Genomic DNA, 17309 nt, shown 5'->3' with positions numbered 1-17309 from the left:
CGCTGAGTCCGGCCCACGCGTCCGCGTCGGCTCTCCCCTCGTCCCCTCCTCCCCCGGTCCCGGGCCGGGCGTGCGCCCGCCTCAGTACACCGGCAGGGTCCGGGGGCCGAGGTCGTCGCGGGCGGGCGGGGGCGCGAGGCGGACGGAGGCGCCGAGGACGCTCAGACCGTGCGGGGCGACGACCACCGGCTCGAGGGTGACCGCGACGACCTCGGGGTGGTCGTCGACGAGCCGCGAGACGCGCAGCAGCAGCTCTTCCAGCGCGCGGGTGTCGACGGGGGTCGAACCCCGCCAGCCGAAGAGCAGCGGGGCGGTGCGGATCGAGCGGATCAGCGACGTCGCGTCGCGGTCGGTGACCGGGATCAGCCTGTGTGCCATGTCCCCGAGGAGCTGCGAGGCGGCTCCGGCGAGCCCGAAGGACAGCACGGCCCCCGCCGCCGGGTCGATGACCGCCCGCACGACGGTGTCGACCCCGCGGGGCGCCATCGCCTGGACGACCGGCCGCAGCTCCTGCGGCCGCCCGAAGAGCTCGGTCAACTCGGCGTAGGCCCTGCGCAGTTGCTCTTCGTCGGCCAGGTCGAGACGGACGCCCCCCAGGTCGGCCCGGTGCCGCAGGTGCGGGGCGGTGGCCTTGAGGGCGACGGGGTAGCCGAGGGCGGCGGCGGCCCGCGCGGCCTCGTCGGGGCCGGGCGCGGGAGCCGCCCGGCGGACGGGGACGCCGTAACGGCCGAGCAGCTCGGCGGTCTCCTCGGCGCCCAGGGTGAGTCCCTGCCCGCGCGCGAGGAGCCCGTCGATCAGTGCGGCGGCGCCCCGCTCGTCGATGTCCTCGTGCTCGGGCACCTTGCCCGGGTCCGCCGCCTCGCGCCGCCACTGGGCGTACTTCACGGCCTCGGCGAGGGCGCGGACGGCACGCTCGGCGGCCGGGTAGGCGGGGATGAGGTGTGCGCCCTCGGGCGCCTCGACGGGGGGCTGCGGCGGCCCTGCGTCCTGCGCCGCCGCACGCGCGCGTGAGGTCGACTCCCCGCGCGGTGCGGTGCTCGCGGCGGCGGACAGCGCCGCCGCGAGGCCGCCGAGCTCCACGTGCACCACGAGCACCGGCTTGGCGGGAGCCGCGGCCGCCGCCGAACGCAGGGCCTGTGCGAGTTCCGCGTCGCCGGGCGAGGTCTCCCCGATCGCCGGGATGGCCGTCACGACCACCGCGTCGCACGTGTCGTCGGCCAAGGCGTGCGCCAGTGCGGCGTGGAAGTCCTCCGCCCTGGCCTCCGTGGTCAGGTCCAGCGGTGGCAGGGGACGCAGCCCCTCGGAGAGGCAGGCGTCGTAGGTGAGCAGTCCGAGGGACTCGGAGTTGCCGAGGATCGCGACGCGGGGCCCCGTCGGCAGCGGCTGGCGGGCGAGGAGCAGGCCCGCGTCGACCAGCTCGGTGATGGTGTCCACGCGGATCACGCCGGCCTGCCTCAGCAGCGCCGACACCGTCGCGTGGGGCAGCCGAGTGGCCCGCACGGCGTGCCCCTGCGGGGCGGAACCGGCGCCCTGGACGACTACCAGGGGCTTGGCGGCCGCGGTGCGCCGGGCGAGGCGGGTGAACTTGCGCGGGTTGCCGATGGATTCCAGGTACATGAGGGCGACGTCGGTGTCGGGGTCGTCGTACCAGTACTGCAGGACGTCGTTGCCGGAGACGTCCGCACGGTTGCCGGAGGAGACGAAGGTCGACACGCCGGTGACGCCGGTGACCCCGCCGCCGCGCCGGTGCAGCCGGGAGAGCAGGGCGATGCCGATGGCGCCGGACTGGGCGAACAGGCCGATCCGGCCCGGCCTCGGCATCTCGGGGGCGAGTGAGGCGTTGAGGCGCACCTGGGGCGAGGTGTTGATGACCCCGAAGGCGTTGGGGCCGATGATCCGCATGCCGTACGCGCGTGCGTGGCGTACGAGTTCACGCTGGCGCTCGCGCCCGTCGGGACCGCTCTCGGCATAGCCGGAGGAGAGGACGACGAGTCCCTGCACGCCGTGCTCGCCGCATTCGGCGACGGCCGCGGGCACGTGTTCGGCCCGCACGGCGACGACCGCGAGGTCGACGGGCTCGGCGATGTCCCGCACGGAGCGGTGGGCGGGCACCCCGTCGAGTTCCTTCAGATCCTCGGGAAAGGCCTGGTTCACGGCGTGCAGGCGTCCGGTGAACCCGGCCTCCCGGAGATTGCCGAGGACGCTCCTGCCGACCCCGCCCCGGGCGCGACCGACGCCGACGACGGCGACGGAGCCGGGCGTCAGGAGCCTCCGCACGGAGTGCGCCTCGGCACGCTGTTCCCGCGCGCGCTGCACGGCGAGGGAGCGTTCGGTGGGCTCGAGGTCGAACTCCAGGCGGACGACGCCGTCCTCGAAGCTGCGCTTCTGGGTGTAGCCGGCGTCCGTGAACACCTTGATCATCTTGTTGTTGGCGGGGAGCACCTCGGCGGCGAAGCGGCGGATGCCGCGCTCGCGCGCGACGGCCGCGATGTGCTCGAGGAGGGCGGAGGCCACACCTCGTCCCTGATGGGCGTCCTGGACGAGGAAGGCCACTTCGGCCTCGTCGGCCGGCGCGGAGGCGGCCATGCCGTCGGCGCCGATGCGGTCGTAGCGCACGGTGGCGATGAACTCGCCGCCGACCGTGGCCGCGAGTCCCACCCGGTCCACGAAGTCGTGGTGCGTGAAGCGGTGGACGTCCTTCGCGGACAGGCGCGGGTAGGGCGCGAAGAAGCGGTAGTACTTCGACTCGTCCGACACCTGCTCGTAGAAGCTGACCAGGCGCTCGGCGTCGTCGACGGTGATCGGGCGTACGCGCGCGGCGCCGCCGTCGCGCAGCACGACGTCGGCTTCCCAGTGGGCGGGGTACTCGTGCCGGTCCGACGCGCTCTGCATGGGGCCCAGACTACGGCTCGCTTCCGACAACGGCGCGAGGCAGTCTGGAGGGCGCACGCCGGGTCGAGGCCGCGATCCGGGGACCGCACGGTGAGGGGACACCCAGGGACCGTCCCTCACACGCTTCACTTGTGGAACACTGGTCTAGACAACCTGAGACACCGAAGGGCAGCATCACATGGCTGAGCGCCGCGTCAACGTCGGCTGGGCCGAGGGCCTCCACGCCCGCCCCGCTTCCATCTTCGTCCGGGCCGCCACGGCCGCAGGCATCCCCGTGACGATCGCCAAGGCCGACGGCAACCCCGTCAACGCGGCCTCCATGCTGGCCGTTCTCGGCCTCGGCGCCCAGGGAGGCGAGGAGATCGTCCTCGCCTCCGACGCCGAGGGCGCGGACGCCGCGCTCGACCGGCTGGCGAAGCTGGTCGCCGAAGGCCTCGAGGAACTCCCCGAGACCGTCTGAGCACCGCCGCGTTATGCGGTGAAGGGCTCGTCCGAATTCTCGGGCGAGCCCTTCGCAATTCCCGTGCACGGGCAGCAGAAATAATCCCCCGCGAATTACTCCTTCTTTGTATACGGCTCCCGTGTTAATGCCGCAGACCCGTCATGTTTACGGGAGGTTGCGAAGTCCTCACACGGTCGGCCCGCTCCGGTCCTTTGGAAAAGCGCAGCCGGTGCGCGAGTGTCGTGCGCTCGGTGTGCAGCGCGGTGACCGCCCGCGCGCGATCCCCGTCGCCGCGCGTCACCGCGTCGACGATGGCGCCGTGCTCCGCCCAGGACTCCACCGGGTCCGCCGGCGCCTCCACCGCGTACATCCAGGCGATCTTGTGCCGGAGCTGGGTGAGCATCGACGCGAGGGCAGGGCTTCCGGAGGCCTGGGCGAGCGTCTCGTGGAACCAGCCCCCCAGGGAGCGCAGATCCTCGCTGTTGCCCCTCCTGGCCCGCTCCTGGCCCAGCCGGACGAGCCCGCGCAGCACCTTCAGATGGGCCTCCGTGCGCCGCTGGGCGGCCCGGGAGGCGCCGAGCGGCTCCAGCAGCAGCCGCATCTCCAGCAGGTCCGCCGCCTCCTGCTCGGTCGGCTCCGCCACACACGCGCCCGCGTGCCGCCGGGTGACGACGAAGCCCTCGGCCTCCAGGGTGCGCAGCGCCTCGCGGACAGGGACGCGCGAGACGCCGTAGCGACGGGCGAGGAGTTCCTCGGTGAGGCGGCTGCCGCGTTCGTAGACACCCGCGACGATGTCGTCCCGGATGGCCGTGCACACCGAGTGCGCCGGAATTCGCATGACGGACCTCCGCCTTAATCCCCGTGAAACGTCGACGGTTGACGTGTGTTCCGTGACTCTATTGCAATGAGCGGGAATTTCCGACGGGGAGCCGGAATCCAGGGATATTTTTTGGACAGCGGGGCCCCGAAAACGGCGAAAGCCCCGGCCGAGGGGCCGGGGCCGAACGATCTGTCGCCGTCGGTCGTCAGACGTTGACGCCGTGCTTGCGGAGATAGGCGACCGGGTCGATGTCCGAGCCGTACTCGGGGGTCGTGCGGGCCTCGAAGTGCAGGTGCGCTCCGGTGACGTTGCCGGTCGCGCCGGACAGCCCGATGCGCTGGCCCGGGGTGACCGTCTGGCCCACCGACACCTCGATGGACAACAGGTGACCGTACTGCGTGTACGTCCCGTCGTTCATCTTGATGACGATCTGGTTGCCGTAGGCGCCGCCCCAGCCCGTCTCGACCACGGTGCCGAGGCCGACCGCGTGCACGGTGGTGCCGCTGGCGGCGTGGAAGTCGACGCCGGTGTGGCTGCCGGAGGACCACAGCGAGCTGCTGGCCTGGTAGCCGGTGGAGACGTAGGAGCCGGTGATCGGCGACACGAAGGCGTTGAGCCGCTTGCGCTCGGCCTCACGGGCGGCACGCACGCGTGCCTCGCGCTCCTCCACCGCCTTCTTCGCGGCGGCCTGGCGGGCGGCCTCCTCGAAGGCGGCCTTCTTCTGTGCGGCGACCTGCTCGTCGACCTGGTCGGCGACCGACTCGGCCACGGACTCGCCCGCCGTGACGACGGGGATCAGACCGGTCTGCTCGGGGGTGGGCTCGGCCGCGAAGGCCGGGGCGGAGGCGACGGAGGCCATCACGCCGGTGCCGGTGAGCGCCGCCACGCCGACCGCGCGAGCGGTGGAGCGCTGCATCCGGCTGGGCCGGCGGTGCTTCCCGGTGGCGCAGGTGAACGCCATGAAGTCAGAGGTGTCCTTTCCTTCCCTCTCGCCTACCGGGTTAGCTGACGGGTTCGGAGCAGGAAGGTCTCCTACGGACACCCTCGTGTACACGCGGGCGTCCGATTCACCCCAGGGACTTCACAAGTGGGTCCCCGGCTCCCCTGGCTCGCGCCGTACGGGGACTCGGCGATGACTGTCCGGTGCCGCGGCTTGCGGCGCAGTGCCTGACGGACAGCCCGGATGAAGCTAAGCGGCGAAGGGATCAATCCTCAAACGGATCACGGTTTTTGTAGCGCATCCCACAGGGCAGACAGGCAACGTCCGCCTCAATTCGGACAAACAGAAGCCCTGGTGACACTCGGTCGACCAGGGCCTCTGCGGGTGCGTGCCGTTGCCGCGGCGATCCTCGGCTACTCGGCGGACACGACCTTCACCTCGCCGATGCCCAGGGCCTCGACGGGCGCCTTGATCTGGGCCGCGTCACCCACCAGGACCGTCACCAGGCGGTCCACCGGGAAGGCGTTCACGGCCGCCGCGGTGGCCTCCACCGTGCCGGTTGCGGCGAGCTGCCGGTACAGCGTCGCCTGGTAGTCGTCGGGCAGGTGCTGTTCGACCTGGTCGGCCAGCGTGCTGGCGACGGCCGCCGCGGTCTCGTACTTCAGCGGCGCCACCCCCACCAGGTTCTGCACGGCGACGTCGCGCTCGGCGTCGGTCAGCCCCTCGGCGGCGAGGGTGCGCAGCACCTTCCACAGGTCGTCCAGCGCCGGGCCGGTGTTCGGGGTGTCGACCGAGCCGCTGATGGCGAGCATCGCGGCGCCCGAGCCGTCCGGGGCGGACAGAAGGACCTGCCCGAAGGCGCGGACGCCGTAGGTGTAGCCCTTCTCCTCACGCAGGACGCGGTCCAGGCGGGAGGTGAGGGTGCCGCCGAGGCAGTAGGTGCCGAGCACCTGGGCGGGCCACACGCGGTCGTGCCGGTCGGCGCCGATCCGGCCGATCAGCAGCTGCGTCTGGACGGCCCCCGGGCGGTCCACGATGACGACCCGGCCGGCGTCGTCGGCGGTGACCGGCGGCACGGGCCGGGGCTCGGCTGCGGAGCCCGTCCAGGCGCCCAGGGTGTCGCCCAGGAGTGCGTCCAGGTCCACGCCGGTGAGGTCGCCGACGACCACGGCGGTGGCCGTCGCCGGGCGGACGTGCTTGTCGTAGAAGCCGCGGACGGCCGCGGAGTCGATCTTCTCGACCGTCTCGGCCGTGCCCTGGCGCGGACGCGACATGCGGGCGGTGGCCGGGAACAGCTCCTTCGAGAGCTCCTTGGCAGCGCGCCGGGAGGGGTTGGCCAGCTCGTGCGGGATCTCGTCCAGGCGGTTGCGCACGAGGCGCTCGATCTCGCTGTCGGCGAACGCGGGCGCCCTGAGGGCGTCCGCGAGCAGACCGAGGCCCTTGGTCAGGCGCGAGGCCGGGACCTCGAGGCTGATGCGGACGCCGGGGTGGTCGGCGTGCGCGTCCAGGGTGGCGCCGCAGCGCTCCAGTTCGGCGGCGAACTCCTCGGCGGAGTGTTTGTCGGTCCCCTCGGTGAAGGCGCGCGCCATGATCGTGGCGAGGCCGTCGAGACCGGCCGGCTCGGCGTCCAGCGGGGCGTCGAGCAGGATCTCGACGGCCACGACCTGCTGGCCGGGGCGGTGGCAGTGCAGCACTGTCAGGCCGTTGGCCAGGGCGGCACGCTCGGGCGCCGGGAACGCCCACGGCTTGGCCTCGCCCGCCTGGGGCTGGGGGTGGAAGTCCATCGTGGCGAGCTCGGTCACCGGGCCGCCTCCTCGTTCTCGTCCTGGTCGGCGGGGGCTTCGGCGGCGGTGGGCTCGTAGACGAGCACCGCGCGGTTGTCGGGACGCAGGCGGGCCTCGGCGATCTCCCGCACCTCCTCGGCCGTCACGTCCAGCACACGCTCGACCGCGGTGAGGGCGAGCTGCGGGTCGCCGAACAGGACGGCGAACCGGCACAGTTCGTCGGCGCGGCCGGCGACCGTGCCGAGCCGGTCGAGCCACTCGCGCTCCAACTGGGCCTGGGCGCGCTCCATTTCCTCGGCGGTGGGGCCCTCCTCGGCGAACCGGGCGAGCTCCTCGTCGATGGCCTCCTCGATGACGGGCACCTCGACGTCGCCGGACGTCTTCACGTCCAGCCAGCCCAGGGAGGGCGCCCCGGCGAGCCGCAGCAGGCCGAAGCCGGCCGCCACCGCCGTACGGTCGCGGCGCACGAGCCGGTTGTAGAGACGGGAGGACTCGCCGCCGCCGAGGACGGTGAGCGCCAGGTCGACGGCGTCGCACGCGCGCGTGCCGTCCTCGGGCAGACGGTAGGCGGCCATCAGGGCGCGGGCCGGCACCTCCTCCTCGACGACCTCCCGCAACTGCTCGCCGATGACGTCGGGCAGGGAGCCGTCACGCGGCTCGGGCTTGCCGTCGTGCCCGGCGATGGAGCCGAAGTACTTCTCGACCCAGGCGAGCGTCTGCTCCGGGTCGATGTCGCCGACCACCGACAGGACCGCGTTGTTGGGCGCGTAGTACGTGCGGAAGAACGCCCGCGCGTCCTCCAGCGTCGCCGCGTCCAGGTCGGCCATCGAGCCGATCGGCGTGTGGTGGTAGGGGTGGCCGTCGGGGTAGGCGAGGGCCGTCAGCTTCTCGAAGGCCGTGCCGTAGGGGACGTTGTCGTAGCGCTGGCGGCGTTCGTTCTTGACGACGTCGCGCTGGTTCTCCATCGACTCGTCGTCGAGCGCGGTGAGCAGGGATCCCATGCGGTCCGCCTCCAGCCAGAGGGCGAGCTCCAGCTGGTGGGCGGGCATGGTCTCGAAGTAGTTGGTGCGCTCGAAACTGGTGGTGCCGTTCAGCGAACCGCCCGCACCCTGGACGAGCTCGAAGTGACCGTTGCCCTTGACCTGGCCCGACCCCTGGAACATGAGGTGCTCGAAAAGGTGAGCAAGGCCGGTACGGCCCTTGACTTCATGGCGTGAGCCGACGTCGTACCAGAGGCACACCGCCGCCACGGGGGTCAGGTGGTCCTCCGAGAGCACCACACGCAGGCCGTTGGCCAGGCGGTGCTCGGTCGCTGTCAGGCCCCCGGAGCCTGCCTGGGCTGTGGCCGTGTGACCCATGGGCATGTACGTCCCTTCCGATCGCGGACGCGGTCGTCGAAACCGCGGTTTTCCTGCCGGTCCTGTCACTGTATGCAAGCGTGCGGACAGGAGGCGAAGTTCCCGGACGACATACGCCGAGAGCGAGATCGCGTAGCCTGCGGGCAGCCGTGGACGAGGCGGCTTCGCGGGCGGGGCCCAAGGGCCGACGCCGGGTCCTCGCCCGCCCTGTCAGTGCCACGGTCCACAATGGTCCGCGTCAGATCCCGTCACACGCCCCAGCAAGGAGCCGGCAGCGATGGCCCGCCGCAGCACGAAGACCCCGCCGCCCGACGACTCGTACGAGGAGCGGATCCTCGACATCGACGTCGTCGACGAGATGCAGGGCTCCTTCCTCGAGTACGCGTACTCGGTCATCTACTCCCGCGCCCTGCCGGACGCCCGTGACGGCCTGAAGCCGGTGCACCGCCGCATCGTCTACCAGATGAACGAGATGGGCCTGCGCCCGGAGCGCGGCTATGTGAAGTGCGCCCGTGTCGTCGGCGAGGTCATGGGCAAGCTGCACCCGCACGGCGACTCCTCGATCTACGACGCCCTGGTGCGCATGGCCCAGCCCTTCTCCATGCGCCTGCCGCTCGTCGACGGCCACGGCAACTTCGGCTCCCTGGGCAACGACGACCCGCCGGCCGCCATGCGGTACACGGAGTGCCGCCAGGCCGCGGCGACGAGCCTGATGACGGAGTCGATCGACGAGGACACGGTCGACTTCGCGCCGAACTACGACGGGCAGGAGCAGGAGCCGGTGGCGCTGCCCGCCGCCTTCCCGAACCTGCTGGTCAACGGCGCGTCCGGGATCGCGGTCGGCATGGCCACGAACATGCCGCCGCACAATCTGGGCGAGGTCGTCGCGGCAGCCCGCCATCTGATCCGCTACCCCGGCGCGGACCTGGACGCCCTGATGAAGTTCGTCCCGGGCCCCGATCTGCCGACCGGCGGCCGGATCGTCGGCCTCTCCGGCATCCGCGACGCCTACGAGAGCGGCCGCGGCACGTTCAAGATCCGTGCCACGGTCGCGGTGGAGACGGTCACGGCCCGCCGCAAGGGCCTGGTCGTCACCGAACTGCCCTTCACGGTCGGCCCCGAGAAGGTCATCGCCAAGATCAAGGACCTGGTCGGCTCGAAGAAGATCCAGGGCATCGCCGACGTCAAGGACCTCACGGACCGGGCGCACGGTCTGCGCCTGGTCATCGAGATCAAGAACGGCTTCGTGCCCGAGGCGGTCCTGGAGCAGCTCTACAAGCTGACGCCGATGGAGGAGTCCTTCGGCATCAACAACGTGGCGCTGGTGGACGGCCAGCCGCTCACGCTGGGCCTGAAGGAGCTGCTGGAGGTCTACCTCGACCACCGGTTCGACGTCGTGCGGCGCCGCAGCGAGTTCCGCCGCACCAAGCGCCGTGACCGGCTGCACCTGGTGGAGGGTCTGCTGACGGCCCTCGTCGACATCGACGAGGTCATCCGGCTGATCCGCTCCAGCGAGAACAGCGCGCAGGCCAAGGAGCGCCTGATGGAGCGCTTCGGGCTGTCGGAGATCCAGACCCAGTACATCCTGGACACCCCGCTGCGCCGCCTCACCAAGTACGACCGCATCGAACTGGAGGCGGAGAAGGAGAGGCTCACCGGGGAGATCGCCGAGCTGACCCGGATCCTGGACTCGGACGCGGAGCTGCGCAAGCTGGTCTCCGCGGAACTCGCCACGGTGGCCAAGAAGTTCGGCACCGAACGGCGTACGGTCCTGCTGGAGTCGTCGGGCGCCACGGCCGCCGCGGTGCCCCTCCAGGTGGCGGACGACCCCTGCCGCGTCCTGCTGTCCTCCACGGGACTGCTGGCCCGCACCGCGAACGGCGATCCCTTCACGGCCGACGCCGAGGACGGGGACGGGGACGGCAAGCGCACCAAGCACGACGTGATCGTCTCGGCGGCGCCGGCCACCGCGCGCGGGGAGATCGGCGCGGTGACGTCCTCGGGCCGTCTGCTGCGGATCAACGTCGTCGACCTGCCGCAGCTTCCGGACACGGCGTCCGCGCCGAACCTGTCCGGCGGGGCCCCGCTGGCGGAGTTCGTGTCCCTCGAGGGCGACGAGACGGTGGTCTGCCTGACCACGCTCGACGAGTCGTCGCCCGGACTGGCCATCGGCACGGAACAGGGCGTCGTCAAGCGGGTCGTGCCCGACTACCCGACGAACAAGGACGAACTGGAGGTCATCACCCTCAGGGACGGGGACCGGATCGTCGGCGCCGTCGAACTGCGCACCGGCGAGGAGGACCTGGTCTTCATCACGGACGACGCCCAGCTGCTGCGCTACCAGGCCTCCCAGGTGCGCCCGCAGGGCCGTCCGGCGGGTGGCATGGCGGGCGTCAAGCTCACCGAGGGCGCGAAGGTCATCTCCTTCACGGCCGTGGACCCGGCGGTGGACGCCGTGGTGTTCACCATCGCCGGCTCCCGGGGGACGCTGGACGACTCGGTCCAGACGACCGCCAAGCTGACCCCGTTCGACCAGTATCCGCGCAAGGGCCGCGCCACCGGCGGTGTGCGCTGCCAGCGGTTCCTCAAGGGCGAGGACTGCCTGTCGCTGGCCTGGGCGGGCCCCGTCCCTGCCAAGGCCGCCCAGAAGAACGGTCTGCCGGCCGAGCTGCCGGAGATCGACCCGCGCCGTGACGGCTCGGGTGTGTCGCTGGCGAAGACGGTGAGCGTGGTGGCGGGGCCGATCTAGACGGTGGACCCTTCCGGTCCGTCCGCCCAGGCGTCGGCCGTCCCGGTCAGGTCTTCCTCGGGAAGGTCTTCGGGAAGGTCTTCCCCGAGGAGGTCCTCCTCGGGACTCTGGACGAAGCGCAGGACACCCCACATGCCGTGTTCGTCGGCGTGTGGGGCGTCGCTACGACAGCCCTCGAGTTCCTTGCCCAGGGCTGCGGCGTCGATGCCGGCGCCGATGAGCACGAGCTGGGTGAGGCGGGCGCCGGCACTGGGCCAGGGGTGCGGGTAGAAGCGCAGGAAGGGCCCGACCGCGTGCACGGCGTACCGGTTGACCGGGTCGTGGGGACCGAAGTCGACGTACCCCTTGATCCGGTAGAGACCCTCCGGCCTGCTGTCTAGGAACCGCATCAGCCGGCGCGGGTCGAGAGGGACCTCGGAGGCGAAGGACACGCTGTCGTAGCCGGCGTGCAGGTGCCCGCCGTGCGCGTCCGCGCAGGCGCCGTCCGCGTCGGTGCCGTGCGGATCCGCTCCGTGTGCGTCGGCGCCGTGTGCGTCGGTCTGCCGGTGCAGGTCGTCGAAGGACAGCTGCCCGATGCGCTCCTCGCTCGGCCGGCAGTCGAAGAGGAGCTCGGGGTCCACACGGGCGTGGACGGCCGGGACGACGGCGGCCCGGTCGGTGAGGGCGCGGACGAGCCCGAGGACTCGCTCGGGGTCCGGTGCGCGGTCGAGCTTGTTCACGACGACGAGATCGGCGAGGGCGACATGCCGGTCGATCTCGGGGTGCCTCGCCCGCGTGTCGTCGAACTCGGCAGCGTCGACGACCTCGACGAGCCCGCCGTAGACGATCCCCGGATGATCGCTGGCGAGCACCATGCGGACGAGTTCCTGCGGTTCGGCGAGGCCGCTGGCCTCGATCACGATGACGTCGATCCCGGCGCCGGGCCGGGCCAGCCGCCCGAGGTAGACGTCCAGTTCACCCGCGTCGACGGCACAGCACAGGCAGCCGTTGCCGAGTGAGACGGTGGAGTCGCCGAGCGCGCCGGCCACCGCCATGGCGTCGATCTCGATGGCGCCGAAATCGTTGACGATCGCACCGATCCGGCTGCCTCCGCTGTGGTGCAGCAGGTGGTTGAGCAGTGTCGTCTTCCCCGAACCCAGGAATCCGGCGAGGACGACGACCGGGATCTGCTGCGGACCGGGAGCGTGTGCCACCGTACGACGACCTTTCTGACACCTGCGCGTGGACCGGCTCAGGGCTCCGGCACGCCTGCACGGACTGACTGCGCGCCCAGAATACGAGTCGGGTGCCCGCCCGCGGAGTGAACGATCGACGCGGGACGGCGGCAGGCGCCCGCGCCCTCCCGCATCGCCGCACCCGGAACAGAGCCGCCGTCCGTGCTGCCGGGAACCGGCAGGTGGACCATGTGGATACGGTGACCCCCATGCACGACGACGACCCCGCACCCGGCCGCCCCGAACGGCGGCTGAGCACCAAAGAGGCCGCCGAGCTGCTCGGGGTGAAGCCCGAGACGGTCTACGCGTACGTCAGCCGCGGCCGGCTGGGCAGCCGGCGCGCAGCCGCGGGCCGGGGAAGCACCTTCGACGCCGGAGAGGTCGAGGCGCTCGCCCGGCGTACCAGACGCGATGCCGAGGGGACGGCGAGGCCCGGGGCGGAGCTGTCCGTGCGCACCCGCCTCACGTCGATCGACGAGAACCGCTACTACTACCGCGGGGTCGACGCGGTCGAGCTGGCCGTCCGGCACTCCTACGAGGAGGTCGCCGAATGGCTGTGGACCGGCCGGTCGCGCCCCGGAGCCGTCTTCACGGCGTCCGCGGAGTCCGTCGAGGCCGCCGTCCGGGCCGTCGGCGCACTGCCGGAGCACACCGGCACGACCGACCGTCTGCGGGTGGCCGCGGTGGCGGCGGCTGCCGTGGACCCGCTGCGGTTCGACCTGTCCGAGGAGTCCGTGCTCGGCGCCGCGCGGACCCTGATCCCCACGTTCGTCGCCGCCCTGCCCCCGCAGACGCAGGGCCGGGCCGTCGAGGGCCCGCTCGCCCGCCGTCTGTGGGGACGGCTCAGCGGGCGCCCGGCCGAAGAGGCACGGCTGCAGGTCCTCGACACGGCGCTCGGGCTGCTCGCCGACCACGACCTGGCCGCCTCGACGCTGGCCGTGCGGGTCGCGGCCTCCGCCCGTGCGCACGCCTACGCGGCCGTCTCCGCGGGGCTGGGGGTGCTGGAAGGACCGCTGCACGGCGCGGCCGGCGGGCTCGCCCACCGCATGCTGCTGCAGGTGCTCGACCTCGGCCGCGCCGCACCCGTGATCGCGGAGGAACTGCGCGCCGGCCGCCGCATCCCCGGCCTCGGTCACCCGCTGTACACCGGCGAGGACCCGCGCGCGCGTGCCCTGTTCGCACTCCTGGAGGACATCCCCGAGGCGGCGCCCGCTCTCGACGCGGCCCGGGACGTCGTCGCCACGGCGGCCCGGCACACGCCGCTGCACGCCAACGTGGACCTGGCCCTCGCCGTGTTCACCGTGTCCTGCGGCATGGAGCCGTCGGCCGGCGAGACCGTCTTCGCCGTATCCCGTACGGCGGGCTGGATCGCCCATGCCCTGGAGGAGTACGGCGAGCGGCCGCTGCGGATGCGCCCGAGCGGCCACTACGTGGGTCCAGAACCGCCTCAGCCCCTGCCGGAGTAGGCAGGCCGGGCTCGCGGTCCCCGGCTGCCACGACGTCCCGGGCGGTGCGCCGGCCCCGGCGGTGCGCTGGGTCCCGCTCGCCTTGCCGGTCCCTCCCGTCCCACCCGCCTCCCCCTTCTCCCCCGTCCGGGAGTCGTCCCGCCGCAACTCAGGTTAGGCTCACCTCTGTGAGTACGTGTGCAACCGTCTCGCGGGACCTTGACGAGCCCATCGCCGGAACCGCGGCCACGGCGACCACCTGGCTGCTCCTGGAACAGCCCGGACCCTGGGGCGCCCGAGCACTGGTCTCGAGCCACCTGGACCCCGTTCTGGGACGCGCCCTGGAGGCCGCCGCGCAGGACACGGGCGTGCGCGTCGCGCTCATCCGGCGGCCCGGTCGCCACGCGGACTTCGGCACACCGGCCCTGCGGCAGGTGTACGCGGCCCACACCGCTCCTGGACGGGTGTGGCTGCGCGGCGCCGTGACGCACGACCCTCGCCGGTTGCTGGACCTCGACTTCGCCGCGCTCGGCCGGGGCGACCACCACTCGTTCGACAGGGTGCTGGGCGGTGCGTCCCACACGGGCGACCCGCTCGCCCTCGTCTGCACCAACGGCAAGCGGGACCGCTGCTGCGCGCTGCTCGGCCGTCCGCTGGCCGCGGAGCTCGCCGCGTCGGGGGTGCGAGGAGCCTGGGAGGTCACTCATCTGGGGGGCCATCGCTTCTCCCCCACCCTGCTCGTCCTGCCGCACGGTTACGCGTACGGCCGGGTCACGGCCCACGCGGTCGAGGAGGTCCTGCGCGGCGTCCGGGAGGACCGGATCGTCACGGAGGGCTGCCGGGGCAGCTCGGCCTGGGACCGGCCCGGCCAGGCGGCTGAGCTGGCGGTGCGCGCGGAGACCGGCGAGGACGCCGCCGGGGTGCTCGGCGTCGTGCACACGGCCGGCGAAGCACCCCGCTGGGAGGTGACGGTCGCGCACACGGACGGACGGCACTGGCTCGTCGTCGTGGACCAGGGCGCCTCGCTGCCGCCGAGGCCGGAGAGCTGCGGCACGTCCGTCCTCGGTGCGCCCGCGCGGATGGACGTGGTGGCGGTGCACGAACTGGCGGGCGCGGCCTCGGCACGATGACATGCCTCACGGGACGGGTCGGGCCGCCCGCGCAAGCACGCGCGCGTACCGTTTCCGTCTGAGCCGCTGGGGAGATCGGCCCCACCCGCCCCTTCGGCTGCACAGGTCGGCCCACGTACCGTCTTGGGTATGAGCCCCACTCCCCCCGCCCGGCGGCTGCGCCTCGGAATGCCGCGGCGCATGTTCTCGCAGGTCCTGCTCATGCAGCTGGCGATCGCCGCGGGCGTCGTGGTGCTCGCGACCGGGCTGTTCCTCGCTCCGCTCAGCAATCAGCTGGACGACCAGGCGATGCGCAGGGCCCTCGCCATCGCGCAGACGACAGCGGCGATGCCCCAGATCGCCGAGGATCTGCAGAGCACGCCGCCGTCGGTCGACGGCCCGGTGCAGCGCGAGGCCGAACGGATCCGCACGGCCAGCGGGGCCGAGTACGTCGTGGTGATGGACCTCAACGGCACGCGCTGGTCGCACACCGACCTCGATCAGGTCGGCGGGCACGTCTCGACGGACCCGAGTCAGGCGCTGGCGGGCAAGGACGTCATGGAGATCGACAGCGGCACCCTGGGCCGCTCGGCCCGCGGCAAGGTCCCGCTGCGCGACGCCGACGGCGACATCATCGGCGCGGTCTCGGTCGGCATCGAGTACGACAGCGTGCGCGCCCGGCTCATCCACGCCATCCCCGGGCTGTTCGCCTACGCCGGAGGAGCCCTCGCCGTCGGCGCGCTGGCCGCGTGGCTCATCTCCCGGCGCCTCCACCGGCAGACCCGTGACCTGGCCTTCTCGGACATCTCCGCGCTGCTCTCCGAGCGCGAGGCGATGCTGCACGGCATCCGCGAGGGCGTCGTGGCCCTGGACCGCGCGGGCCGCGTCCGGCTGCTCAACGACGAGGCCCAGCGTCTCCTCGGCATCGGGGACGAGGCGGTGGGCTCGCCGCCCGACGAGGCGCTCGGCGCGGGACGTACGGCGGACGTCCTGGCCGGCCGGGTGACCGGCACGGACCTGATCGCCGTACGCGGACAGCGCGTCCTGGTGGTGAACCGGATGCCCACCGACGACGGCGGCGCCGTGGCGACCCTGCGCGACCGCACCGAGCTGGAACAGCTGGGCCGGGAACTCGACTCGACGCGCGGTCTCATCGACGCGCTGCGCGCCCAGGACCACGAGCACGCCAACCGCATGCACACCCTGCTCGGGCTGCTGGAACTGGAGATGTTCGACGACGCCGTCGACTTCGTGGGGGAGGTGGTCGGCGACCACCGGGCCACCGCGGAACAGGTGACGGAGAAGATCGGGGATCCTCTGCTCGCCGCCCTGCTGGTCGGCAAGGCGACCGTCGCGGCGGAGCGGGGCGTCGCCCTGTGGGTCTCCGACCGGACCCGGCTGCCCGACCGGCTGATCGATCCGCGCGGGCTGGTCACCGTCGTGGGCAATCTCGTGGACAACGCGCTCGACGCCGTGGCGGGCACTCCGCACGCGCGCGTGGAGGTCGAGCTGCGGACGGAGGGGCGTACCGCGGTCCTGCGGGTCCGCGACACCGGGCCCGGCATCCCGGAGGCACACCGTGAGTCGATCTTCACCGAGGGCTGGTCGACGAAGAAGCCGCCGGCGCACGGCAAGCGCGGCATCGGGCTCTCGCTGGTGCGCAGGCTCGCCGAACGGCAGGGCGGCAGTGCCGCCGTCGGCGAGGCGGCAGGCGGGGGCGCCGAGTTCACCGTCGTCCTGCCGGAGGCGCTGACCGAGCCTGAGGCCCTGGTCGGGCCGGGGGCGCCGACCGAGCCGGATCCGGAACCCGTGCCGGCCGCAGCGGCGCTCGGCGCCGTCGAGGAGGAGGCACGATGATCGAGGTTCTGGTCGTGGACGACGACGCCAGGGTGGCCCGGGTCAACGCCGCCTACGTCGAGAAGGTCCCGGGCTTCCACGTCGCCGGCGAGGCCCACAGCGCCGCCGACGCGCTGCGCCAGCTTGAACTGCTGCCGCACCTGGACCTCGTCCTGCTGGATCACTACCTGCCGGACGACACGGGCCTGGAGGTCGTGCAGGAGATGCGGCGGCGCGGCCACCAGACGGACGTGATCATGGTCACCGCCGCGCGGGACGTCTCGACCGTGCAGGCCGCGATGCGCCACGGCGCCCTGCAGTACCTGGTGAAGCCGTTCGCCTTCGCCGGTCTGCGCGGCAAGCTGGAGGCGTACGCCGATCTGCGCCGCACGCTCGACGGCGGCGGTGAGGCCGAGCAGGCCGACGTCGACCGCATCTTCGGCGCGCTGTCCGCTCCCTCGGAGCCCGGCCTGCCCAAGGGCCACTCCCCCACCACGGCCGAACTCGTGCGGCAGTCCCTGATGAACGCCGAAGGGCCGCTGTCGGCCCAGGAGATCGCCGACCGCACCGGGGTGAGCCGGCAGACCGCCCAGCGCTACCTGAAGCTCCTGGAACGCACGGGGAGGGCCAGGCTGACCCTGAAGTACGGCGACGCGGGCCGCCCGGAACACCGTTACGTGTGGGCGACCCGCGCCTGACGGCGGGGCCTCGGGAGGAGGC

General features: G+C 72.7%; 12 protein-coding genes and 1 riboswitch. Of the genes, 6 read left to right on the top strand and 6 right to left on the bottom strand.

Going from position 1 to position 17309, the window contains the following annotated elements; genetic code table 11:
• Positions 1–81 precede the first annotated feature (81 nt).
• Entirely contained in the window at positions 82–2892 is a 2811-nt protein-coding gene (locus ACH4ZA_RS22125; protein ID WP_398431073.1) for a GNAT family N-acetyltransferase, read from the bottom strand.
• 178 nt (positions 2893–3070) lie between these two features.
• Here ACH4ZA_RS22125 and ACH4ZA_RS22120 point away from each other — a divergent pair, with 178 nt between their 5' ends.
• A complete protein-coding gene (locus ACH4ZA_RS22120) occupies positions 3071–3352 on the top strand; it encodes an HPr family phosphocarrier protein (protein WP_007385204.1) in 282 nt (93 codons plus the stop codon).
• 124 nt (positions 3353–3476) lie between these two features.
• Here ACH4ZA_RS22120 and ACH4ZA_RS22115 read toward each other — a convergent pair whose 3' ends face one another.
• The 4 genes from ACH4ZA_RS22115 to ACH4ZA_RS22100 all read right to left on the bottom strand — a co-directional run bounded on the left by ACH4ZA_RS22115 (position 3477) and on the right by ACH4ZA_RS22100 (position 8242).
• On the bottom strand, positions 3477–4172 hold the full coding sequence (locus tag ACH4ZA_RS22115) for a GntR family transcriptional regulator (RefSeq protein ID WP_398431071.1): 696 nt from the start codon (positions 4170–4172) through the stop codon (positions 3477–3479).
• Between the two features lie 187 nt (positions 4173–4359).
• The gene (locus ACH4ZA_RS22110) at positions 4360–5115 is read right to left on the bottom strand and encodes a M23 family metallopeptidase (RefSeq protein WP_319277614.1); all 756 of its coding nucleotides are present in this window, start codon (positions 5113–5115) and stop codon (positions 4360–4362) included.
• A 14-nt stretch (positions 5116–5129) separates the two neighbouring features.
• A riboswitch (cyclic di-AMP (ydaO/yuaA leader) is annotated at positions 5130–5296 on the bottom strand.
• Positions 5297–5507: 211 nt separating this feature from the next.
• Positions 5508–6896, bottom strand: coding sequence for a pitrilysin family protein (locus tag ACH4ZA_RS22105; protein ID WP_319277616.1), 1389 nt, complete (start codon positions 6894–6896; stop codon positions 5508–5510).
• Entirely contained in the window at positions 6893–8242 is a 1350-nt protein-coding gene (locus ACH4ZA_RS22100; RefSeq protein WP_319277617.1) for a pitrilysin family protein, read from the bottom strand. Before ACH4ZA_RS22100 ends, ACH4ZA_RS22105 begins: the two co-directional genes overlap by 4 nt.
• 271 nt (positions 8243–8513) lie before the next feature.
• On the opposite strand from ACH4ZA_RS22100, the gene ACH4ZA_RS22095 reads away from it, so the two are divergent.
• On the top strand, positions 8514–10985 hold the full coding sequence (locus tag ACH4ZA_RS22095) for a DNA topoisomerase (ATP-hydrolyzing) subunit A (RefSeq protein ID WP_398431069.1): 2472 nt from the start codon (positions 8514–8516) through the stop codon (positions 10983–10985).
• Here the strand turns inward: ACH4ZA_RS22095 and ACH4ZA_RS22090 are convergent.
• On the bottom strand, positions 10982–12178 hold the full coding sequence (locus ACH4ZA_RS22090) for a CobW family GTP-binding protein (protein WP_398431068.1): 1197 nt from the start codon (positions 12176–12178) through the stop codon (positions 10982–10984). The two genes, ACH4ZA_RS22095 and ACH4ZA_RS22090, sit on opposite strands and share 4 nt — an antisense overlap.
• 230 nt (positions 12179–12408) lie before the next feature.
• Between ACH4ZA_RS22090 and ACH4ZA_RS22085 the strand changes: the two genes are divergently transcribed.
• From ACH4ZA_RS22085 to ACH4ZA_RS22070, 4 genes are all read left to right on the top strand, one after another.
• Complete coding sequence (locus ACH4ZA_RS22085; protein ID WP_319277622.1) at positions 12409–13665, top strand: citrate synthase; 1257 nt, start codon at positions 12409–12411, stop codon at positions 13663–13665.
• Between the two features lie 167 nt (positions 13666–13832).
• The gene (locus ACH4ZA_RS22080; protein ID WP_398431066.1) at positions 13833–14774 is read left to right on the top strand and encodes a sucrase ferredoxin; all 942 of its coding nucleotides are present in this window, start codon (positions 13833–13835) and stop codon (positions 14772–14774) included.
• 129 nt (positions 14775–14903) lie between these two features.
• Positions 14904–16610 (top strand): ATP-binding protein, encoded by a 1707-nt coding sequence (locus ACH4ZA_RS22075; RefSeq protein WP_398431065.1) that lies wholly within the window; start codon positions 14904–14906, stop codon positions 16608–16610.
• Positions 16607–17287 (top strand): response regulator, encoded by a 681-nt coding sequence (locus tag ACH4ZA_RS22070; RefSeq protein ID WP_266726473.1) that lies wholly within the window; start codon positions 16607–16609, stop codon positions 17285–17287. The genes ACH4ZA_RS22075 and ACH4ZA_RS22070 overlap by 4 nt, the downstream gene beginning before the upstream one ends.
• Positions 17288–17309: the final 22 nt, after the last annotated feature.

The sequence above is a fragment of the Streptomyces sp. NPDC020597 genome, from assembly GCF_044335095.1.
Classification (GTDB): Bacteria; Actinomycetota; Actinomycetes; order Streptomycetales; family Streptomycetaceae; genus Streptomyces.
The sequence above is the reverse complement of the archived record's forward strand: the minus strand, read 5'-3'. Positions and strand labels throughout refer to the sequence as shown.